The sequence below is a fragment of the Blautia sp. KLE_1732_HM_1032 genome (assembly GCF_025147905.1).
Classification (GTDB): domain Bacteria; phylum Bacillota; class Clostridia; order Lachnospirales; family Lachnospiraceae; genus Blautia_A; species Blautia_A fusiformis.
In genome coordinates, this window is the sequence record NZ_CP102266.1 from 1,895,262 (window position 1) to 1,915,594 (window position 20,333).

Annotated in this window: 23 protein-coding genes; 2 read left to right on the forward strand and 21 right to left on the reverse strand. The window is 46.6% G+C overall.

What is annotated here, in order from left to right; translation table 11 throughout:
* Positions 1-9: 9 nt before the first annotated feature.
* The 21 genes from NQ489_RS09030 to NQ489_RS09130 form a co-directional block, all read right to left on the reverse strand.
* Positions 10-1,284: a relaxase/mobilization nuclease domain-containing protein gene (locus NQ489_RS09030; RefSeq protein ID WP_021651998.1), complete on the reverse strand. Its 1,275-nt coding sequence runs from the start codon at positions 1,282-1,284 to the stop codon at positions 10-12.
* On the reverse strand, positions 1,285-1,593 hold the full coding sequence (locus tag NQ489_RS09035; RefSeq protein ID WP_009248015.1) for a plasmid mobilization protein: 309 nt from the start codon (positions 1,591-1,593) through the stop codon (positions 1,285-1,287).
* A gap of 8 nt (positions 1,594-1,601) precedes the next feature.
* Positions 1,602-1,979 carry a hypothetical protein gene (locus NQ489_RS09040; RefSeq protein WP_021651997.1) on the reverse strand — a complete coding sequence of 126 codons (378 nt, stop codon included), beginning with the start codon at positions 1,977-1,979 and terminating at the stop codon, positions 1,602-1,604.
* A 126-nt stretch (positions 1,980-2,105) separates the two neighbouring features.
* The gene (locus NQ489_RS09045; protein WP_044961833.1) at positions 2,106-2,432 is read right to left on the reverse strand and encodes a DUF7768 domain-containing protein; all 327 of its coding nucleotides are present in this window, start codon (positions 2,430-2,432) and stop codon (positions 2,106-2,108) included.
* 81 nt (positions 2,433-2,513) lie between these two features.
* Positions 2,514-3,320 (reverse strand): DNA-methyltransferase, encoded by an 807-nt coding sequence (locus NQ489_RS09050; protein ID WP_009248018.1) that lies wholly within the window; start codon positions 3,318-3,320, stop codon positions 2,514-2,516.
* 18 nt (positions 3,321-3,338) lie between these two features.
* A complete protein-coding gene (locus NQ489_RS09055; RefSeq protein WP_021651994.1) occupies positions 3,339-4,373 on the reverse strand; it encodes a hypothetical protein in 1,035 nt (344 codons plus the stop codon).
* 99 nt (positions 4,374-4,472) lie between these two features.
* On the reverse strand, positions 4,473-5,270 hold the full coding sequence (locus NQ489_RS09060) for a hypothetical protein (protein WP_044961791.1): 798 nt from the start codon (positions 5,268-5,270) through the stop codon (positions 4,473-4,475).
* A 5-nt stretch (positions 5,271-5,275) separates the two neighbouring features.
* Complete coding sequence (locus NQ489_RS09065; protein ID WP_009248021.1) at positions 5,276-6,247, reverse strand: DUF3991 and TOPRIM domain-containing protein; 972 nt, start codon at positions 6,245-6,247, stop codon at positions 5,276-5,278.
* The gene (gene metK / locus NQ489_RS09070) at positions 6,247-7,407 is read right to left on the reverse strand and encodes a methionine adenosyltransferase (RefSeq protein ID WP_009248022.1); all 1,161 of its coding nucleotides are present in this window, start codon (positions 7,405-7,407) and stop codon (positions 6,247-6,249) included. Before metK ends, NQ489_RS09065 begins: the two co-directional genes overlap by 1 nt.
* Before the next feature lie 96 nt (positions 7,408-7,503).
* Positions 7,504-7,818, reverse strand: a complete 315-nt coding sequence (locus NQ489_RS09075; protein ID WP_009248023.1) for a type II toxin-antitoxin system RelE/ParE family toxin — start codon at positions 7,816-7,818, stop codon at positions 7,504-7,506.
* A gap of 1 nt (position 7,819) precedes the next feature.
* A complete protein-coding gene (locus NQ489_RS09080; RefSeq protein ID WP_009248024.1) occupies positions 7,820-8,122 on the reverse strand; it encodes a type II toxin-antitoxin system RelB/DinJ family antitoxin in 303 nt (100 codons plus the stop codon).
* Between the two features lie 596 nt (positions 8,123-8,718).
* A complete protein-coding gene (locus NQ489_RS09085) occupies positions 8,719-9,501 on the reverse strand; it encodes a class B sortase (protein WP_031476124.1) in 783 nt (260 codons plus the stop codon).
* On the reverse strand, positions 9,479-13,870 hold the full coding sequence (locus NQ489_RS09090) for a SpaA isopeptide-forming pilin-related protein (RefSeq protein ID WP_021651990.1): 4,392 nt from the start codon (positions 13,868-13,870) through the stop codon (positions 9,479-9,481). Before NQ489_RS09090 ends, NQ489_RS09085 begins: the two co-directional genes overlap by 23 nt.
* Before the next feature lie 54 nt (positions 13,871-13,924).
* Entirely contained in the window at positions 13,925-14,422 is a 498-nt protein-coding gene (locus tag NQ489_RS09095; protein WP_021651989.1) for a gamma-glutamylcyclotransferase family protein, read from the reverse strand.
* A 10-nt stretch (positions 14,423-14,432) separates the two neighbouring features.
* Entirely contained in the window at positions 14,433-15,392 is a 960-nt protein-coding gene (locus NQ489_RS09100) for an amidoligase family protein (RefSeq protein WP_021651988.1), read from the reverse strand.
* 6 nt (positions 15,393-15,398) lie between these two features.
* Positions 15,399-16,688, reverse strand: a complete 1,290-nt coding sequence (dcm, locus tag NQ489_RS09105; protein WP_064787015.1) for a DNA (cytosine-5-)-methyltransferase — start codon at positions 16,686-16,688, stop codon at positions 15,399-15,401.
* 83 nt (positions 16,689-16,771) lie between these two features.
* Complete coding sequence (locus tag NQ489_RS09110) at positions 16,772-17,281, reverse strand: hypothetical protein (protein ID WP_009248030.1); 510 nt, start codon at positions 17,279-17,281, stop codon at positions 16,772-16,774.
* A 156-nt stretch (positions 17,282-17,437) separates the two neighbouring features.
* On the reverse strand, positions 17,438-17,713 hold the full coding sequence (locus NQ489_RS09115) for a hypothetical protein (protein ID WP_021651985.1): 276 nt from the start codon (positions 17,711-17,713) through the stop codon (positions 17,438-17,440).
* A complete protein-coding gene (locus tag NQ489_RS09120; RefSeq protein WP_021651984.1) occupies positions 17,710-18,618 on the reverse strand; it encodes a ParM/StbA family protein in 909 nt (302 codons plus the stop codon). Before NQ489_RS09120 ends, NQ489_RS09115 begins: the two co-directional genes overlap by 4 nt.
* Before the next feature lie 110 nt (positions 18,619-18,728).
* Positions 18,729-19,046 (reverse strand): DUF5720 family protein, encoded by a 318-nt coding sequence (locus NQ489_RS09125; RefSeq protein WP_044961788.1) that lies wholly within the window; start codon positions 19,044-19,046, stop codon positions 18,729-18,731.
* A gap of 61 nt (positions 19,047-19,107) precedes the next feature.
* The gene (locus NQ489_RS09130; RefSeq protein ID WP_044961786.1) at positions 19,108-19,509 is read right to left on the reverse strand and encodes a hypothetical protein; all 402 of its coding nucleotides are present in this window, start codon (positions 19,507-19,509) and stop codon (positions 19,108-19,110) included.
* A gap of 118 nt (positions 19,510-19,627) precedes the next feature.
* Here NQ489_RS09130 and NQ489_RS09135 point away from each other — a divergent pair, with 118 nt between their 5' ends.
* Positions 19,628-19,864, forward strand: coding sequence for a helix-turn-helix domain-containing protein (locus NQ489_RS09135; RefSeq protein WP_044961784.1), 237 nt, complete (start codon positions 19,628-19,630; stop codon positions 19,862-19,864).
* Positions 19,865-20,076: 212 nt separating this feature from the next.
* Positions 20,077-20,331: a helix-turn-helix domain-containing protein gene (locus NQ489_RS09140; protein WP_021651980.1), complete on the forward strand. Its 255-nt coding sequence runs from the start codon at positions 20,077-20,079 to the stop codon at positions 20,329-20,331.
* The last annotated feature ends 2 nt before the right edge of the window (positions 20,332-20,333 follow it).

Sequence of the window (20,333 nt, forward strand, 5' to 3'; positions counted from 1 at the left end):
CTCACCTCCTTACCGATTCCATTCTGCCTCCCTTCGCTGTTTCCCTGACATTTCCTGTACCTCCTCCTGTTCTTTTGCCTGCCTTAACCGCTCTTCCATTTCCAAGGACTGCTTTTCAATCTGCTGGCTTAAACGGATTTTCTTACGAAGTTCTTTTAACTCCCCATTGATTTCCTGAATGCGCATACCGCCCGGTTCTTTCCGGTATAATTCTCTGCGCTCTTTCATCAAAGAAAGTACCTGTTCTTCCAAGGGTTTCCGGTATGCTGCCAGCTCTTCCCTGGTGGTGATCTCTTCCTTTTGTAAAAATTCCATCTGGCTGATTCGTTTCTCCAGCCTCCGAATATCGGAACGCACTGCATAGGGAATCCGCTTTGGTTTCTTCGGAAATACCCCCATCTGATATAAATAGGAATAGTAAAGTCTCTGAAGTCCGGTAAGTTTCCGTCTTGGAAACTGCATCTGCGTGTTTCCATACACCTGTTGGATCTTTGGACGCAGGATCTTCTCCCGGATTTCTGCCTCCCCATATCCTTTTCCCAAGGAACGCAGACGAATATACCGCTCCATCCCCGGTGTTTTTAAGGATGGGTGCTTCCGGTTCAGCTTCCAGGTATAGCCCCGTTTCTCCATTTCTTTGACAAACTGACTCCAGGAAAAACTCACACCAATGGCATCCCGGATATCCATGCGGATGGCAGTCCTCCAAGTGGGCTTCCCTTCTGCTTCTGCTTTCCACTGGGCATAATGCATGGCTTTTCCCTGATTCGTCTGGATCACCGAAAGACCATATTTTCTGCATAATTGATCGGAAATCTGACGCACTTCGGTAAAATAACTTTTGGCATTGCTATGGTATTTTCTCCCATCTACCATACTCACTGAATTCCACACCAGATGATTATGGTAATGCTTCGTATTCAAGTGAGTAGTGATCACGACCTCATACTGCCCTTTCAAAAGCTGCTCTGCCAGTTCCTGTCCAATAAGATGTGCCAGTTCCGGAGATACTTCCCCTTCCGCAAAACTCTGTACCAAATGGTATCCCTGTACCCCTTCTTTTTTATGGAAACGCTCTTTTGTCTTTACCATGTCCACATAGGCATTCTCACAGGTACACCCAATGGCATCTTCAAAAATGGTCTGTTCCGTCTTTTCCCGGTTTAATGCATAATCAATGGCTTCTTCCAGGGATCCGGCACTCTTGGTTGTCTTTGCCCGGTCTTTCACATATTCAATGGAACGGTCCAGGCGGTGGACGGGGAGAACGCTGGTATATGCCATCTACCATTCCTCTTTCACCAGACGCCAGGTCTCTTTGGAAATCCGAAGCATTTCCTGTATGCTGGCTTCCCCTGCCCTCCCTGTTCCATTGGCGACATGAGCCAGCTGGTTCGCATTGTTGCAAAGCCCCGCGATTTTTCGAAGAAGTTCTGCGTGATGCTCACAGGGCTTTGTCTGCAGTTGTGCACCTAAGATCAGAGAACGTAAAAATTCCTCCCTGCTTAGTCCACTCTTTGCTACCTGCCCATCCAGATGGCGAAGTTCTTTCGCATTCAGACGGACAGGAACTACATGGTTTCGTTTTCTCATTCAACCACCTACCTTTTCTTCTTTTCTGCTGTCTCTAAGGGATACACCTGAATTCCCCTGCGTTCCATCTGCCAGAGGAATTCCCCGATCTCCCAGACCTGCCCATTCACATCTACCTGCTTTTCATCCACAAAGCGGCAAAGCCCAATCTCTTTCGTTCCGTCCTCTGCCATCATGCAAAGACTTTCCCCATCCAAAAGGATGAACCGCTTTGTCCTTTCCATATCTCGGAACTGGATCTGTTTTGGTTCTCCCTGTTTCTGTCTGCGTATCCGCATCTGCTCCATCTGCTGATCTTCTCTCTTTCCGGCAACCACACAGCACATCAGTCCAATGCCAAAGGCTGCACCTGCCATTGCCCCAAGAGCCATTCCTGCAAAAAACATTTCACTTCTCTCCTTTCTCGACTGCCGGGGGATTGGGGTTCTCCCCAAAGTGCGTTTGGATATCCAAACGCTATGCTTGCAAAACCAGTTCCACCGATTTCCATCGACTCCCCCATGCAGAATCGATTATGCTTCCTTTTCTTTGATCTTGATCAATCCATCTAATGTGGTACAAATGATATGCAATCGGTCTGCGGTACTAATATCTGTGTTCATCGTTCCGGTGACTTCTTTTCCACAGACCACCACCATCCGACACCGCTTTAAGATCAAGTGGGACATCCGGTTGTATGCCTGCAAATCCTCAGCTTCCCCTTCATCCAGAAAAGAAAGAAATCCAAACCTCGGACAAATGGGAACATATCCCAACTCATAAATCTTCCGGCAATATCGCTGCACCTTCACTCTGCTTTCTTCTGCCGGACAACACACATAGGCCATCGCCTGTTCCATCGCCTCACCCCTTTCCTGCATCCAGGTGGATGCACTTTTCTTCTTCTGAAACAAAGTTGGACATCCATGTGGATGCCCTTGCTATTTCTCGCTCTCTTCTTTTTCCTTTGCTTCCAATGCAAACTTTACACGGTCACTGCCCAGCTTATAATAAGCATCGGTCACTTCAATGCCTACTGTCTCATAGCCTTCTTCCACCGCCGCAAGGATGGTTGTTCCTGCTCCGGCAAAGGGATCTAAGATTCTACCACCCGGCTCACAAATCTGAATGACATCTTTCATCAGCTGCAACGGTTTCTCTGTCACATGAATACGGTTCTGGGGATTTCCATAACGGAACACACCGGGAAGACAGGAAACCGGGCGGTTGATTGGCATCGGGCCATTACTGCCCCACACAATATACTCAGCCTGCTGGCGAAAACGTCCTTTCTGCGGACGAGAGTTTCCCTTATCCCAAACCGCAGTTCCTCTCCAGATCCAGCCTGCCCACTGGAGTGCATCGGTAATAGAGGGATATTGTCTCCAGTCAATAAACAGGCAGATTGGCGCACCAACTTTACAGGCTTTCCGCGCATCGTAGAGCCACTCTGCCATCCAATGGGTCCAGGAACGCTGATCCTTGTTATCCCCATCAAAATCCGGCAGTGCATTCTCTGCCTTCATACTGCTGTATTTCTGATTAGTCGTGCGGTTTCGCTCATTCTGTTTTGTTCCCCCAGACGCATAAGGCGGATCGGTAATCACTGCATCAAAGATCCCCGGCTGAAATGCTTTCACCAGTTTCAGCGTATCTCCATGTAAAATTGTCCAGTTTTTCCCTCCGGTATATTCCTCCGGGTATGTTCCTTCTTTCAATAAGTTCCCTAACTGCAGGGTATTTTCCATAGGCATCATCCTTTCTTATCAGCGCTCCGGCTGTTTTTTACTTTTTGTTTTTTTCTTGCTTTCATTCACTTTATGAATTGAATCACCTCCCCTGAAAACTAACAGCTCCTGTGTCTGATTCTCCACACTCCGGCTTGGCAGAACATTTCCTCTCACCAATACTTTCCCGCATACATTTCCAAAAACCAAGCTATTTCCGAGAATCAAAGGTGCATCTCCTGTTTCCTTTGCCGCAGTAATCTTGGCAAATCCTCGAATGTGTGCCATATTCCAAACCTCTCCAGCTAGAATACGGCAGGATTCCTCTGCAATACTCGTTTGATACATCACTGCAGTTCCCGTAAGAAGGGCATCACCCTTGGCAATCGCTTCTTGGAACAGTCCTGCACTCCTTTCCACTACCGCACGTTCACAGCAGATAGCCTGGTCATAAATCCAGCATGATCCTTCCTGGGAAAGATTTTGCTCATATTCTACAAAGCCACCCAAGGTTCCTTTGGGAACCGCTTCATTTACGTCTACCAATGCTCGGATTCTATGCAGCCATGGAAATTGTGGATGGGCTATGGAAGTGATTTCATATTTCTTCTGCGTTTCGCATTGGACTTCTTTTTGAGAGAACTTTTCTTTTGTATCTACTGAAAAATCAAAAACGACTTCTCCTTCCTCTACGGAATAGGTACGAATACGTGAGGTATCAAAAATTCCCCCTTCGTACTGCCTGCTGAGAAAGTTCTGGATCGCTTCCAGTTCCTGCTGTGTAAGAGGCTCTATTAATGCAAGGCTGGCACAAACATACAAACCATCTTGTTCTTTTTTCACCTGGATATCGAGGTTCTGCACTTTCTCCTTTACAGAATCATCCGCATCATAGTAATCCATCAGATTGAATGGTGCCGACTTTTTTCTGTAATACAATTTTTCCTGCTCCAGTGCCTCTTGGATGGCAGTTTCATAAAGAACAAGATCCTGTCCCTTCAAATCTACAGATTCCCCTTCTTTTGTGGCAAGCCATCCCCACACAGGACTCCATAATTGCAATCTTTTTTCCATAAGACCTCCCTTGTCAGTGTTCTGGCTGTTTATTCTCTTTTCAATCTGTTTCTGCTATTTTTTCTTCCCACATCTCCTTTGATGTGACAAAAGATAACTTCATCGGCATTCTTCCTTCCCACGTTTCTTTGGGGGCTTGGTATCATTCTGAGAAGATGCACTCAGTTCTGTTTCCACATATTCACTGATGATATGAAGTGCCTGATAATAGTTCTCTGATTTCTGGACACGTGCAATCATTTCTTTTGCCTCTTGTCCCTGCCCATTTTCCTGAAGCAGTTTACTTGCCCTGGCCATAACCGCAAACACATTTCCATCCATTCCCAAAAGCTGCATTTTCAGGCGTTTCGGAACATTTACCGGATTTTCTTGTTTCTCCGACTTTTCTTTTGAGACTTCTGATTTTGCCTGTTGAAATTCAAAATCTATGGGGCGCCAAAAGTGTATACACAGTTCACCACCCTCTACCGGAATCTCCTGCTGTTCAAAGCCTTCTCCCCATCCATCACTATATTGTCCGGTGAGATATTCACACAGTTCCGATAATTCTTCCGCCTCCAGATACTCTTTCAATTCTAAAGTTGTACAGCCATATAACACACCATCCGATTCTTTCACCGATGGAACTGCGGACACTACTTTTTCTTTAATGGCAGCACTTCCGTCAAAATAATCCATCAGATTATCGGTCCTATCATCGTCATGTCCGACACGGTTGTATTCTGCAATCTTTTCCTGAATCACAGAAGCATACTCCGTTAAATCATCTCCTTCAAAAAATACCTGCTCTTCTTCAAAGTCATTGTAATCCTCTTCTTCCCAATCTTGTTCCATCTCATTGGGAAGAAAGGTTCCTGTCAGCGGTGTCAATAATTCTATTTTGATCGTATCTTCCATTTGCCTCACCTGCCTCTTTCCTTTTGCTGTTTCTTCTGTTTTTCCACCGCCTGTTTTGCCAGGTCTCCATAGTCTGCACCTTCCATCTGTGGTAAGTTACAAACTACGGTATATTTTTCCTCATACTGCTCTTTTAACTGCGCACATGCCCATCGCCCGGCAAAATCGTTATCGGTGCAGAGCTCAATTTCTGTTACCTCCGGATGCTCTTTCAGAAAATATTCCAATGCATCCGGGCGCTTCATCTTTTTTGTTGCTCGTTCCGCGCCTTCTTTCGGCGCTGCGATTCCACCCAGAGACAGGCGATACTTATCGGTTCGTCCATCTTCCAGCGTCATATGGGCAAGGGCATCAATACAGGCTTCATACACCGCTACCCGATGGCTTTTCCCCAAAGGCGGAACACAAAAGCTATACTGTTTGTTGCTTCCTTCCTGTTCCATTCGAAAGCTCTTTCCCCGGCTGTCATAAATCCCACGCAGAAACGCATACTTTGCTTCTCCCTGTTCATCCATGCCAACAAAAACAGCGTTATGGTAGGGGGCGCTCTCATACAGGATTCCCAGCTGCACACAATAATCCAGTACCTCATCCCGGATTCCCCTTTGGTTCAAATATCTCCGTACCCGGTAAAAACTGTCGTTGGGGAAAGGCAGGGAAAAGGGCTTCTTCCTGGGGGCTGGTTCTGCTCTGGAAACATACACAGGCGTCTGCTCACACAAGATTTTTACTGCTTCCGTATATCCCATGCCATCTACCTGCATCAAAAACCGGAGAGCCGACATTCCACCAATACCCCTGGACTTCCAATGCCATTTGCTGGTAATCTCATTGATTTTGAAACTGTCATGGTCCTGAAGCTGCCATTCATTTCTTGTCCGTGTTTTTTTCAATCTCCCCGGCTGGTATGTCTGCAGATACTCGTAGGCTCTCACCTGCTTGGCTGCCTGATATTCTTCTTCAGTAACCCAAGCCATCAGATCACTGCATTGCGAAGAGCCTCGACCTTATCGGTGCGCTCCCACGGAAACTCTTTTCTTCCGAAATGCCCGAAGGCTGCAGTCTGTCGGAAAATAGGACGGGTAAGGCGCAGGGTATCCACGATCTGCTTCGGAGTCAGCCCAAACACCAGCGGGATTGCCAGCTCCAGACAGTCATCCGCACACACGTTTCCCGTACCAAACGTGTCCACCTGCACCATAACTGGCTGTGCCACTCCGATTGCATAAGCCAAAGACACTTGACACTTGCTGGCAAGCCCCGCAGCTACGATATTCTTGGCGATATATCTAGCCATATAGGCTGCTGAACGATCCACTTTTGAACAATCCTTTCCGGAAAATGCACCACCGCCATGGGGAACCATGCTTCCATAACTGTCTACCATCAGCTTCCTTCCAGTCAGCCCCGTATCTGCATCCAGTCCTCCACAGACAAAACGCCCCGATGGATTGATATAAATCTTGGTTTCCTCATCCGGTGGCAGGGGACGAAGCGCCGGCAATAACACCTTCTTTCGGATCTCCGCTTCCAGCTTTTTCAAATCTTTTTCTTCCGTATGCTGGCAGGACACTACCACACTATCCAGTCGGACAGGCTTCCCATTTTCATATTCTACGGTCACCTGGGCTTTCCCATCCGGTAAGATCCCCTGAATATAAGAGCTTTGTCTGCAGGCAGATAATTCCCGGACAATCCGATTGGCCAGCACCACAGGCATAGGCATGAGCTGCTTCGTTTCATCACAGGCATATCCGATCATCACACCCTGATCCCCTGCCCCTTGGAACCAGTCTATCTGATTGTCAGACACTCCTTCCCTTCGTTCTTTTGAAGTATCGACTGCCCCTGCAATATCGGGACTCTGTCGATGGACAAAAGTGTCCATTGCAATCCCTTCACTGGAATAACCCACGTCAGACAGTACTTTTCGCACAACTGCAAACACATCCGGTTCATAGGTGCTGGTGATTTCCCCTGCCACAATGATCGTTCCTTTCGTAGCAAGCACCTCACATGCTACTCTGGACTGTTCATCCTGTTTCAGACACACATCCAAGATTGCATCTGCAATCTGGTCACACAATTTGTCCGGGTGTCCTTCTGTTACTGCTTCTGCTGTATAAAATTTTCTCATATGAATTCCCTCTCTTTCATGCAAAAAGGCAGGACACCTTCCTTTTTACGGGAACATATCCTGCCTGATGTTTTATATATTGTTTAATTTTCTCATTTAACCTTTTAATCGGCTTTCAATATCTGATGCACTATACAGTACATCTGTTACAATCACCTTATCTCCCTGGATTACAAAAAAGACCGAATAATTGTCTACCAACAATCTTCTCATCTCTTTGCTTCGTTCCGGCTCTGATTCCATAATACGGATTCTCTCAGCCATAGTATCCAATGTTAAAATAGCGTCTGCAATCCGGTTGTATTGATCCATCGCATTTTCTGGTGCCTGAAGAACATAAGCGATGTGATTATATAACTGCTCCATATCAGCCAATGCTTCATTTGTAATCTCAACCGTATAGTGTTTCATATCAATGATTCTCCCTGAATTTTGCGAACGCTTCTGCTGCATTTTGCACTCTTCCTGCAGCTATATCATTGTAACCTTTTTCCAATTTCTGATGGATTTCTTCTGTTGTCATGGCATCTGCATGAATCGATACTGGTGCTTTTGGTAAAGAAACAGAAAATGGAATTCCACCTGTAAGAGAAATTTGATTCAAATACATATCAATCGCTGTTGACATAGGAACACCTAACTGAGACAATACTTTTTCTGCCCGCTCTTTGACAGTTGGGTTTACTCTTAAGTTTAATGTTGCTGTTTTTTCCATGATCACACCTCCTTGTTTCTTATATTGTAACGCTTTTGTCGTTACAATTCAAGCACTATTTCTCACATTTTCTAAGTTTTATATCCGATTTTACATTTTCATTATACTCTCAGATTTTCGCTTAAAAAACACATTCCAGATAGATGGCAGATACATCCAGATAGCTGCAAAAGTCCCAGTCTTTAAACACTTTCTGACACTACATCACGCCACATTTCGTTGTACATCCTACATCCTCGAACAGTATGATGGTACTGTCCTTTTCATGCAGCCCTGTCTCATATTCTGCACTTTTCGGGTGCTTTCAAACACTTCCCGGCAACTTCAGTTCCAAAAAGCCACCAAAGAGCTGGAAAAGCGCCCATCTTCGAACACTTTCCCAACACTACAAGACTACACAAGCCGCCACGATCCGTTGCACATCCATTAACTTCGAACACTTTTTGTTCCGTAGTGCCACTTCTTACCTGCAGCTTGTCTCATATTCTGCACTTTTGGGGTACTTTTGAACACTTTCTGACATTACTGACTCCGAAGCGTACTGGAGATATCCAGAGACCGGAAGAAAGTTCCCACTGTTGAACACTTTTTCCCCTTTAAGCTCCTGTTTTTACTGCCACAAGGATGTTCCGGGCTTGTTTCCACTCATAAGAGCAGGTCACCAGCGTCAGAGTTTTCTCACAACCTATGCCATCTACCCCTGTTTCAAACAACGACAGCGCTTTTGCCTGCGCTACATAAGCCTCCAATTCCTGTGGACTCTGAAAAGATGTCCTCTGGAAGTCGAACATGGACACATCGGCTTTCAAAACTGCCGCTATCCGGTACTCCTCCATCCCTCCCGGTGTCTGAAAGAACACCCTGGGATGTGCTTTCCAGTAATCATAGGAGGCGTACTGATCCAGATTCCCGAACATTGCCCCGCTGTTCATGTTGTGACCGTAGATGGTCAGATTTCCCGATTCTCCCAGAATACAGTCTGCCTGGAGGAACAAACTTCCATTGATGTCGTAGTTTCCCCGGTAATCCCTCGGCAGATAATACTCCGGTTCTTCCGGGCTGCTCTGCAGTACCGGATAATCGATGCCACTCTCCTGGATCGTAAGCCAGCCCCGAACATCCGGATACTGACTCTGGAGGGAGCGAAAGTCAACGGCAGGCACTTCCAGTTCTCTTCCAGCCTGTTCTTCTTTTTGTGTTGGAGAGCCCCCGCCCGGAGGAAATTCCTCCGGGAAGTGGGATTTTAAGTCCTCCACCAGTTCCCGGTTCTGCCGGGGGATGATAACAAAATCATAATAAAGCAACGCTGCACTCATTATGCAGATGACACACAACATCACCTGCAGAATCCACAGCCTACTCTTCTTTTTTCGTTTCATCTGCTTTTTCTGTCTTTCCATGTTTCTTCTTATAAATCATGGTTGCCATGAGTCCGGCTGCTGATGCTCCCAGGAGAACAAACAGCAGGATTGGTTTCCAGTGGTCATCCCCTGTCTGCGGTACACCCGGTGTTTCCGGTGTTCTTGCATCTTTCATTTCCACCTTCTGGATTTCCATGGTATCTTCCAATGTGAATTTCACATCTTCTGCAATCTCATAGCCTTCCGGCGCTGTGATCTCACGCAGAGTCAGCTCTTCCCCTACCGGAAGTTTCTCTGCCAGATGAGGCTTTCCATCCGTTACCCACTCTTCCAGAATCTCACCCTCTTTATTTAAGATCTGCAGCTTGGCACCTTCCAGTTCCTCGCCTGTGGTAATATCCGTCTTGGAAATTTCCACTTTGGAATAATCATCCTTCATCTCCACCTTGGTCACACTGCCATCTTCTTTTACTTCAAACTCGATATCTTCTGCAGATACATAGCCCTCTGCATAAGGCGGCAGTTCTTCGTGAAGGATATACGTTCCTTCTGGCAGTCCATAAACTACGTGTGGTTCTTTTGCACTGATCCACTCTTCTACGATGTTGCCCTCTTTATCGATGATCTGAAGCTTCGCGCCTTCCAGTTCTTCCCCGGTTGTTGCATCGGTTTTCGTAAATTGGCTCTCAGTCGGCTGGTTTTCCACTTCTTTTGTCAGCTTGATTTCTGCAAGGTTCTGGTCTGTGTAAGAGGCATCCATCTCCCAGATTTCTTCATTTGGAAGATATCCCGGTTTTCTCACTTCCTCTTTTACATAATATTTCCCATGATAGAGGTCGCTGTCAAAGGTAAGCTGTCCCTTCTCATCCGTTGCTTTCTTCTCCAGCAGAGTGTCCTTTTCCACAAGAACCTCACCCTGCTGGGAGAGGATATCTTCTTTGGCATACAATCCAAAGATCACGCCTTCCAGCTTCTCTTCTGTGACTGCATCCTTCTTTTCTACAGAAATGGAAATCTTCTGTCGCTCATTTTTATAAGCAACCCCTTCATAAACAACTGCCTGAGTATCATCCTCTACGGTCAGGGTAAATTCTTTCTGTTCCGGGTTCAATACGAAATGGTCACCTGCCACCGTTTCTTTCAGATAATAAGAACCCAATGGAAGATTATTTACCACTGCCTTTCCTTCTGAATCGGTCACTAAAGTTGCCACCAGATCGTCTTTTTCATAACGGATGACCGGATTGCCTTGCTCATCCTTTGCTCCGTCCGGGGAATAAATGGTGTCCTTGGCATACAGTTCAAAGGCTGCCCCTTCCACACCGGATTCTTCATAGACAAAATCATGGAACACTCCGGTATCGGTATCCTCTCCGGTCACTGCATCTTTGATCTTTCCTGCCAGTCTCTTTGCCTTTGCAAGCAGGGAATCCCCCTTCACTTCCACTGGCTGTTCCCCGGTTTTGGTCAGTGTCAGGCTTCCCACCTGCTCATCGTTTGGCTGCTCGACTTCCACGATGACTGCCCCGGTATCGGGATCGATCTGATGGGCGGTATCGGAAGAAACCGTGATCACGATTCCCTCTTTCGGGTTCTCTTTGTAACTGCCTTTTCCGGTCACTTCCAATGGAGAAATTACTTTTTCCCCTTCATACAAGGAACTCTCATATCCCTGTCTTACAAACCCTTCCGGTGCTTTCACTTCTTCGATCCGGTAAGTAGAACATTTCAATTCTTCCGGTGTTACCAGATAGCCTTCCTCATTGGTCTTAAAAACGCTGATGGTCTCTTTCTTCGGATAGAATACCGTCTGCTCTACATATTTCTCTTTTTCCATGTCAAAGATTTTATAGGAAGCTCCTGCTTTTAAAACCGGATTGCCTGTCTGTGCATCCTTTTTCACGATTTTTAACAAAAACTCAAACGGACGGTCATCGAACACACGCCATACCATCGGTTCTCTGCTGTCCTCATCAACCTTCACCAAAAACGGATCGATGGCTTTCAAGTTCTCCGGTACGGTGCTTTCCTCTACCACATAAAGACCATACGGAAGCTCCGGACTGAGAGCATATCCTTTTTTATCTGTAATAAGCTCCTGTACTGGGACAGCCTTGCCATCCACATAGGTCACTGCCACCTCTTCCTTACTGAAATCATAACCTCGGAAATCTTCCGCAGTAAACTGATCCCCATTGGATGGCTGTAATTCCCCACTCTCTACTTTGGAAAGGCTGCTGACCAGATACACCTTAAAACCTGCCCCTTCCACAAGGTCTGTTTCTGTCTGGTCTCCATCTTCGCTGATCTTGATCAGCTGGAACGCCTGCTTTTTCACCTGTTCCTGTACCGTCAGGTCCCTGGTTACCTCTGCCACTTCCTGTCCTTCGTAAGCAAGGTCCACCTCATACTCTGTTGGATCTACCGTATAGCCTTCCGGCGGAGTGATCTCTTTCACATACATTTTCCCCAGATACAATTCGGAAAAATCTAAGGTACCATCCTCCTTGATCACACCCTGTGCGATGAGGCTGTCTTTTTTGAACAGAACCCCCGCCTTTCCATCCGGGTGGACGATATCCTCTCTAGCATACAGACCATACACAGCCCCGGCAAGGGAACTATCCCCCTGGGGAAGAAAGGTCTGTGTCTCCTTATCGATCTTTTGGATATGGACAGCACCTTTCACCCTCTCATCGGTTGCTGAGATGGTGACCGTCTTTCCGGCTTCCACATCCACCTTATGGATCACATCACTCTGTGCATACTTGTCTGGAGCCTTGATCTCCTTCACATATACTGTTTTGATGGCTGCCTCAAAATAATCACTGACTGCTTTTCCCTCTTCCCCGGTAACTGGCATTTCCATCAAAAGATGCTCACACTTGCTGTCTGTATAAATGCCATACACTGCACCGTCTAAAGGATTCTTGGTATCCGCATCCTGTTTTAAAAGCTCGATCCTTGTCATCTCCAGCCAGTCTACCGTAAAACTTACCGGATTGGCTTTCTCCGATTCAAAGACTCCAATGTCCTGATTGCTGTTTCCTGTGGATAATACCAGTGTTCTCCAGGTTTCCCCTACAGAACCATGCAGCTCCCCGGAGGAATATTTTCCGGTATGAAGCATTGGGGCAGTCAGATAAAATGTATCCCCGCCATAGATCTTCAGCGCACCATTCTCTGCGGAAGTTCCCTTTGTCTTGTTATAAATGGTGATGTCTTTTGGTACATGGACTGAAATGTAGTTTCGGTGATCCCCGGACAATGTGATATCCGGTGTTTTCTGTACATTTCCATTTCGGACTGCTTTTACAGAAGTCTTGGAAAGAGAAATTTCCCCCTTCGGCGGCTCTTCCATAGCAAACAGGTGGTCAATATAGGCGATCACGCCTGCGTTTACCAGATCTTCATACTTACATCCTGTAAATCCTGCCTCACCTGCATAGGCATAACTGGCTGCGATGTGGGTATATACATATTTCTCTTCTGCACTTTTCCCGGACAGATAACTGCCTGTAATATCCCCGGCACCGCCATAACCATAATACAGCACCTTCTGCAAGTTCTTATTGCTGTCCAATACCTGTGCCACATAGTCACCACTCGGCGGTGAGGAACGATGGGATTCCAGACAGTAAGCGATCTTTCCATTGACCGTAAACCAGCAGGTTAAGTAATTTCCAATATAACTTGGATAGTAGATGGTCTCCCCTTTTTCCAGATGTACGGTTTCCTTTGCTCGGAAAGTGTTTTCCGCACCGGAAAGCATCGTCACTTCCCCATCCTCAATCTTTTCTTCCAGTTCCCTTGCTGCCTGTGCATCTGCATCTTCCCCAGATACCGTCACTTCCACATCCGGGATCTCCTGCACAGGCGTCTCCGAATCTTCTTCAGAATTCGTATCCTCCTTCTGTTTCTGACCGCCATTTTCTTCTGTATGAGCCTGCCCTTCCGTATCTGTCAGGATGATCTTTCTGCTCACAGAATAGCTGTCACGCGCATCCTTTGGCACAACCCAGTAGGTTGCGATATAAGTTCCTGCCTGGTCAGGATGGTAGCTCCCTCCATCTTCCGCTTCGATACGTTCCAAGGTAACATCCTCTTGTTCTGGATTGTAATGGATGCCTTCCATACAAGTCTCCGCCATAAAATCCTTGTCGGAAATATCTTTCGTGATGTCTTCTGCTGTTACCAAATGTTTCGCAGCTTCTGAAACTTCCTCTGTCTGTTCCGTTTCAGATATTTCTGCACTCTCCGTCACTGGCTCTGACGGATTTTTTGTTTCTGCCGCATGGACATCCGCTAAGTTCCCAAGCGGACTAAGCCCCATAAGCAGTGCGAGTCCAAAGGCTGCAAGTCTTGTTTTGATATTTCTGCTCTTCATTGCATTCTCCTTTTTTCGTTAAAAATACCGCAGAGGCTTTCCCCTGCGGCTTTGTTATCTACTGACTTCTGTTTTCTTGTGACTGGCTTTTTGCTTTCCCACTTCCTGTCTTGTACGCTTTAGCGCATCGGTTATAGATCGGCTGGAAATCCCATTCTGATGGCAGCCTTCCACGATTCCCATAAAATAAAGATCCGAGGGGATGGCAGGCTGATCCTTATAGGGTGCATTCATGGTATATGCCATGACTTCCCGCTTCACACCATCCTTTCCCTGAACAAGAACAGGCTCCTTCCCATACAGGTGGGGATACCCTTCATAAAAGTCCAGGCTTTTTTCACACTCCGGTGTGATCTTCCAAAGCACCCCTTCCACCTGGCTGCCCTCTTCCGGCAAAATAGTGGCAACACCGCTTCCTTTCCCCCTGCCACAAAAGGTCAGGCGGTATCCCTCCAGCTTGACATTCTCCACTACGGAAGCTGCCGGACAGCGGTACGCCATCTGGTCTAAGTTCATGTTGCTGCCATAGGCAAAATAATAGGTTTCTTTCATCTCTTACCTCCTAACGGGCATCCTCTGCCCGATGATTTCGATTCAAACATTCATAGGTACTGCGGTCATATCTCCATGCTCTGTCACCCTCCAGATTGGCAAGCAGATGTTCCCGGACATTTTTATATTCCGGGCCAATGAGCCCCAGCCGCAATAAAAAGGTACGGAAGGTAAATGCCGGATTCTCTGTGATCTCCGTTTTCCGCATCTGGGTGCATTTCTGATTGATGGCCTGGGCGGAAATAGCAAGAGCCAGGGTAATATTTGCCCGCACTTTTCCTGCATGGAGGGTACTCTCAAAACATCTCCACTCCAAAGTTCCTTTGGAAAACACTGCATGAAGGTTCAACGCATAGTACCGGGTGCTGTCATAATGATTCTGACTTCCATCCCTGCCCCCATACCATACCCGTTTCAACTTTTCCATGGAAATGGTGCTGTTTGGCATCCGGCGGATCTTCTCCAACACAATGGGGCGCACCTTCTGGCAATACTCCTGTTCCCTTGATGTCTGTACCCTCAATGCCTTGAACAGGATGTCCTCTTTGGAATACATAATGGTCATAGCATTTTTGAGGCTTCTTGGTGTGTGATTGGAAGCGTCCACATGCACATGCTGCCCGCAGGATGCATTTACCTTTGCCCCATGATGTCTGAGACACCGCACCACTTCCTGCAGCTTTCCCATTTCTCCATAGGACAGTTTCGGACTGACCATTTCGGTGCTGTATTCACTTCCGGCACGAACCATGCGTCCACGCTCTCTGCGTTCCGTATAGATGCTTCCATCATACATGAACTTCCACTTCTTTCCTTCCTGATCTGTCACAGACCAGACCCCATAATATCCACCGTCGCAAACTGCCCTTGTTCCAAACAGTTCTGCTACTTTCTCCGCAGCCCTCTGCCTGGTGATTCCTGTCATCTCAATCTCTGTACCGAAATATTGATCCTGAATTCCAATTGCCATACTGCCTTACCTCTTTGTCTTTTCATCCTCTGCCCGGATTTCTGCATCTGCCTGCCGAAGAAGCGTTCCGATGGCTTCGATCACGTTGACGGTCACTCCATTTCCAGCCTGTTTATAAAGCTGGCTGTCCGAAGTCTCCTGTTCTATACGGTCAATCTGCCAGTCATAAAAGCCCTGCAGCCGCAGACACTCCCTTGGCACCAGCCTCCGGATTCTGCCCCGATAGGCAACTCCATGCCGGTCCGTGGCAGTAATGGTGAACATCGGCTCTTCCGGCTCCTTCATCCTCCGGCCATTCTGCCGAGTTTCTTCTCTTCCCGGAGTCAGCACTGCCCTGGCGCCTTCCTCTTTTAAGACACCAGAGCATTCCCCTTTATGATTATGGATGCCGGACTGTCTGGTATTCAGACACCTGCACTGCTCTGTGACAAGAGGCGGCGGAGACAGATCCACAAAATGAAGCGTTCCCTGCTGGATTCCTGTGGTAAGGGTATGGGCGATCTGATGCCCCACACGCCCTCTTCTGGTGTTCAGTCCTGCATATCCTAAGTCAATGCTGTCGCCTGGATACGCCATCTTATATCCCTGCTTTGTATTCTCCTTAATAGGAACACCCACTTCATACAACCCTGTCTTACCACCCACACCTCCGGCTCCGGAAGTCAGGGTACAGCTTAACCCTTCGGCTTTGTAGATCCGTTCCCCTTGCCTTCCTGTCTGGATTTGTACAAGAGGCGTTCCATTTGCTGTTGGGAAAGGTAATATTTTTCCGGCACATCGTCGATCAAGATATCCGACAATATACACCCGTTTTCTGGATTGGGGGACTCCAAAATCCTTGCTGTTAAGCACTTTCCATTCCACACCGTACCCCAGCTCAGATAACGTACTGAGGATGGTGTGAAACGTCCTGCCTTTGTCATGCGAAAGCAGTCCGGGAACATTTTCAAGGATGAAATACGCAGGTCGCTTGTCTGCAACCAGTCTGGCAATCTCGAAGAACAGAGTTCCTCTGGCATCTGCAAATCCTTCCCGCTTTCCGGCGATAGAGAATGCCTGGCAAGGAAATCCTGCACACAAAAGATCAAAGTCCGGCATTCGTTCAGTTTCGATTGTTCTTGCGTCATTGCAAAACCACTCCCCTTCTGTGTCGAACAGCAATCGGTAGTTCTTATCCGCATAAGCATCCACCTCGCAGTGTCCCACACAGGTAAAACCGCCTGCACGTCTTAACCCTTCCCGGAATCCCCCGATCCCGCTGAATAAATCAAAAAATCGAATGGTTGCGGCTATCAACCTCCTTTGCTGAATAAAAAAAACAGGCGGCATGGTTTTTCTCCCACACCGCCTGCTGGTTTTATAGTTCTATTTGTTTGGCATTATGCGATCTCTTCGGTTTCTTCCCCGGATTCCGGAATCTCTTCTTCCTCTGCATCCTCAGAAATTTCTGCATCCGCCTCTTCCTCTGCGGCTTCCACTGTTTCGGTTTCCGCTTCGGTAGTCTCTTCTTCATAGACATCTTCCGCAGTTTCTTTTGCTTCTTCCAGTCTATCTGTTTCTGCGTTTTCTTCCGGCTGTTCCAGTTCCTTCCATTTGGCTTCTACCTCTTCCACCGCTTTTTCGATGATGCGGATGATAAAATCTTTCTGTTTGATGCCTTCCTTTGTGACTGCCCATTTGACTCTCTGGAATAATTCCTCTGTGACCTGTACTGCTAATGTTCTTTTTTCCATGCTTTCTTCTCCTTTGTTCTCCAGTCTGTTAAAGTGTTCTTCGATCACCTGCCGGATAAAGATCTGTGTACTTGTTTCCCTTTCTTCGATCTCGGCTCGTACCTTCTCATGTAATTCCACCGGGATCTTTCCGCATATGTTCTTCATCTCTGCCATAAGCGTTTTCCCCTTTCGTTTTGTTATACACAACATACTCCAAAATTTGAAAGAAAGCTATTCACAATACCCACTAAAGAATCCATGTCAAATGTATGCAAAACCCAAGCATATCCAACAATGCCATACTTTCCTTGCCCATAGGCCTCACCCCCTTTACTCCTGCTCCATCTGAAATAAAAAATCCAGCATCTGATCTGGAATTTCTTCCTTTTCACATGCTGGCAATCGTTCCATACTGCCACTTTTCAATTCTTCCCGAACCGTCTCCTGAATCAGTTTCCGCAAAGTTTCCCGCTCTTCTTTTTCCAAAATCACATCCACCAGATACTGATTCCTCTGTCCTTTTGGAACTTCCATTAAAATCTGCCACGCTTTTTCATGCTCCGGGTTCTTAAGGTTTGGGCGAAAGGAAAAGACCGGGCGGCTCACAGCGTCCTCATCTGCCCCACAATCCGTTCATATCCGGCTGCGTTGGCATGGACGTCTGTGAGGTAAATCGGGCGACACAGGAGGTCCTGGGTGCTTACACGGTGCTGGAAAATAGCAGCACCGCCTCCCATGAAAACGGAAGGGACTGCCCGCAGATCAAAGCCTGCCTCGGTGATCGCAGACAGTATCTTTTCAATGTAAAGCCTGCCCTGTTTCTCAATCAAAGACACAACTTCTGCAGGCATACTGCAGGGCTTTCCATTCAGAACACGCTCGATCTGTGTCTCCGTTACGGACAGCCCGGTGTTTCTGCGCACCTGCTCTAAAATCTCATCCATGCAACGGATAACACCCAGTTCCAGGCTTCTGCAGGTAGCCGCATTGGGAACCGCATTATCAAGACGCATCAAATCTACTGTCCAGCCTCCAATATCCACAAGAAGAACAGAGGGTTCATCTTTTAAGTATTCCGGATAAAGGGCTAGTGCAGAGTACCCCTGGGGGAACAGTTTCACATCCTCAATCTGGATTTCATAGCGTTCCCCCTCGTAGAAAAAGCGGACAGGCTGTTCCTTCCGAAACAGATATTCCTTAAATTTCTGTTTTTCCCTTCCAAACCCGGCAAGGGGAAGTCCGGCTGCAAGAACAACCTTGGCAGTTTTCTCCCCTTTTCGTTTCCGAATCTCCTGTGCCAGTGCAGCCAACGTCAAAAGATAATAATTATCATTGGCAGTCTTGTCCTTCACTAAAGTCTGCCGCCCCGTCCCACACACATAATAAGCACCGCCGTATTGGAGAACATTCTGCATGGTATAAGGTTCATAGGTGTACCGCATCAGTCCCGTTGGGAAACACACCTGTTTTGTTTTAATGGCATAATATCCGTGGTCGATTCCAATGATCATTGCTTACCACTCCCTTCTTTCTCGCTCTATAGAAATTTCCGGTGAAAGAGCTCCCGGACTCGGAGCTATGCTCCGGCAAAGATGTTTTCTTTTCCAGCCTGTTAAGCTTCCTACTCCTGGTCCCGGACAAATGCCTGGGCTGGAAGATAATGCAGCGTTCCCTCTAAAACAAGCGCCTGCTTTTGAAATCGCAGGACTTCCTGATTCTGCAGATCGATCAGTTCACGGTACGCTTCCTTTGTCAGGAAATAGCGATGATACTCTCCCTTTTCCCCGAACCATTCCTTTTGCTCCAACAACAAAAACTCCACCATATATCGGGTATCCGGTGCAAAGCGTTTCTCACACAGTATGGCATCACCCTTCACTGCCTTCACACCTTCCGATTCCCTGGCTACTGCCAGTAACTCATGGATACTGATACTCACGTTTCCTATCACCTCCCTTCGAAATCTTTTCCCTAATTTTCTGCGAAAAAAAGACAGGCACCTATACGATGTCTGTCTCTGTGGGATCTACCATCCCTTGTTCCTGATATTGTTGTTTTATAATTTGTTCCAGCTGTTTCCGAATTTCCTTATCCGGTACCTGGATGCAAAATTCCCGGATCCATCGCTCATGCAGATGCTCATCTGCTTCTGTCGACTCCCAAGACATGATGCTACAAGTCTCATCATATAGCAATTCCAACTGCCGAAACTGTTCGCCAAACTGTCCTGCATACTCATTCCAGATTTCCAGGTTATACAAGTTTAGCCCTAAAAAATCTGTCACATACGTCAGCCTGTCCAAGTCTGAAAACGTCATCTTTTCTTTTCCCAATAAGATTTCCCTGTCACGCTTCCCGCATAAAAACAGGAAAGCAAACCGTTCCATATCCTTTTGGTGCATACCCATCACCCTTCTTGTAAATAATTCCTTATTACGAAACATTATAAAAAGTGAACCCAGTAAAATCAATATAAAGTTTCTTTATTGCGAAATATTATGAAAATGTGAGGACTTTATGATGCAGAAAATCAGACCAGATATGGATATCGGCAAAAATATACAATCCATCCGTTATGCGAATAAACTTACTCAAGATCAGGTCATTGCAAAATTGAACCTGATGGGAATTTCTATGTCCAAAAGCACCTATGCCAAGCTGGAAACCAACCGCATGAACATCAAGATATCGGAACTTGTTGCCCTTGCTAAAATCTTCCATACCGATATCAATGCGTTCTTTTCCGGACTTCTCTAAACCGGAAAAGCAGTCACTTCTTAAATTTTCTCTGGTACGATCACTTTTTTCTTATTCTCTCCGTTTTTCTCCAACTAATTCTCTCATTTTATTTTGGTATATTTGTCTCACTTTTACAACCGATTGTATTCCTAATCCCATGTAAAATCAATAGAAAAAGTGCAAAAAGTGAGACAACCCTGCCAACACTATTTGCAGGAGGGATTAGAAATATGCCGAAACCGAAAACATCCACCGGGGAGAAAAACCTGATCAGCCAAAGGCTCATTGAGCTCCGCCGTCAGCATAATATGTCACAGAGGCTCTTAGCCTACCAGCTTCAGCTGAATGGGTATGATATGGATAAAAATGTAATCACCAGAATTGAGACTAATAAGCGCTACGTCACAGATGTAGAATTAAAAGCGCTTACTGAAATTTTTAATGTTTCCTATGAGTATCTCATCGAGGGAAAAGAAAAGTCATAGCA

Coding starts and splice junctions, on each gene's coding strand:
- NQ489_RS09030 (WP_021651998.1), bottom strand. CDS start 1,284: ATGGCATATACCAGCGTTCTCCCCGTCCACCGCCTGGACCGTTCCATT.
- NQ489_RS09035 (WP_009248015.1), bottom strand. CDS start 1,593: ATGAGAAAACGAAACCATGTAGTTCCTGTCCGTCTGAATGCGAAAGAA.
- NQ489_RS09040 (WP_021651997.1), bottom strand. CDS start 1,979: ATGTTTTTTGCAGGAATGGCTCTTGGGGCAATGGCAGGTGCAGCCTTT.
- NQ489_RS09045 (WP_044961833.1), bottom strand. CDS start 2,432: ATGGAACAGGCGATGGCCTATGTGTGTTGTCCGGCAGAAGAAAGCAGA.
- NQ489_RS09050 (WP_009248018.1), bottom strand. CDS start 3,320: ATGGAAAATACCCTGCAGTTAGGGAACTTATTGAAAGAAGGAACATAC.
- NQ489_RS09055 (WP_021651994.1), bottom strand. CDS start 4,373: ATGGAAAAAAGATTGCAATTATGGAGTCCTGTGTGGGGATGGCTTGCC.
- NQ489_RS09060 (WP_044961791.1), bottom strand. CDS start 5,270: ATGGAAGATACGATCAAAATAGAATTATTGACACCGCTGACAGGAACC.
- NQ489_RS09065 (WP_009248021.1), bottom strand. CDS start 6,247: ATGGCTTGGGTTACTGAAGAAGAATATCAGGCAGCCAAGCAGGTGAGA.
- metK (WP_009248022.1), bottom strand. CDS start 7,407: ATGAGAAAATTTTATACAGCAGAAGCAGTAACAGAAGGACACCCGGAC.
- NQ489_RS09075 (WP_009248023.1), bottom strand. CDS start 7,818: ATGAAACACTATACGGTTGAGATTACAAATGAAGCATTGGCTGATATG.
- NQ489_RS09080 (WP_009248024.1), bottom strand. CDS start 8,122: ATGGAAAAAACAGCAACATTAAACTTAAGAGTAAACCCAACTGTCAAA.
- NQ489_RS09085 (WP_031476124.1), bottom strand. CDS start 9,501: ATGAAACGAAAAAAGAAGAGTAGGCTGTGGATTCTGCAGGTGATGTTG.
- NQ489_RS09090 (WP_021651990.1), bottom strand. CDS start 13,870: ATGAAGAGCAGAAATATCAAAACAAGACTTGCAGCCTTTGGACTCGCA.
- NQ489_RS09095 (WP_021651989.1), bottom strand. CDS start 14,422: ATGAAAGAAACCTATTATTTTGCCTATGGCAGCAACATGAACTTAGAC.
- NQ489_RS09100 (WP_021651988.1), bottom strand. CDS start 15,392: ATGGCAATTGGAATTCAGGATCAATATTTCGGTACAGAGATTGAGATG.
- NQ489_RS09110 (WP_009248030.1), bottom strand. CDS start 17,281: ATGGCAGAGATGAAGAACATATGCGGAAAGATCCCGGTGGAATTACAT.
- NQ489_RS09120 (WP_021651984.1), bottom strand. CDS start 18,618: ATGATCATTGGAATCGACCACGGATATTATGCCATTAAAACAAAACAG.
- NQ489_RS09130 (WP_044961786.1), bottom strand. CDS start 19,509: ATGCACCAAAAGGATATGGAACGGTTTGCTTTCCTGTTTTTATGCGGG.
- NQ489_RS09135 (WP_044961784.1), top strand. CDS start 19,628: ATGCAGAAAATCAGACCAGATATGGATATCGGCAAAAATATACAATCC.
- NQ489_RS09140 (WP_021651980.1), top strand. CDS start 20,077: ATGCCGAAACCGAAAACATCCACCGGGGAGAAAAACCTGATCAGCCAA.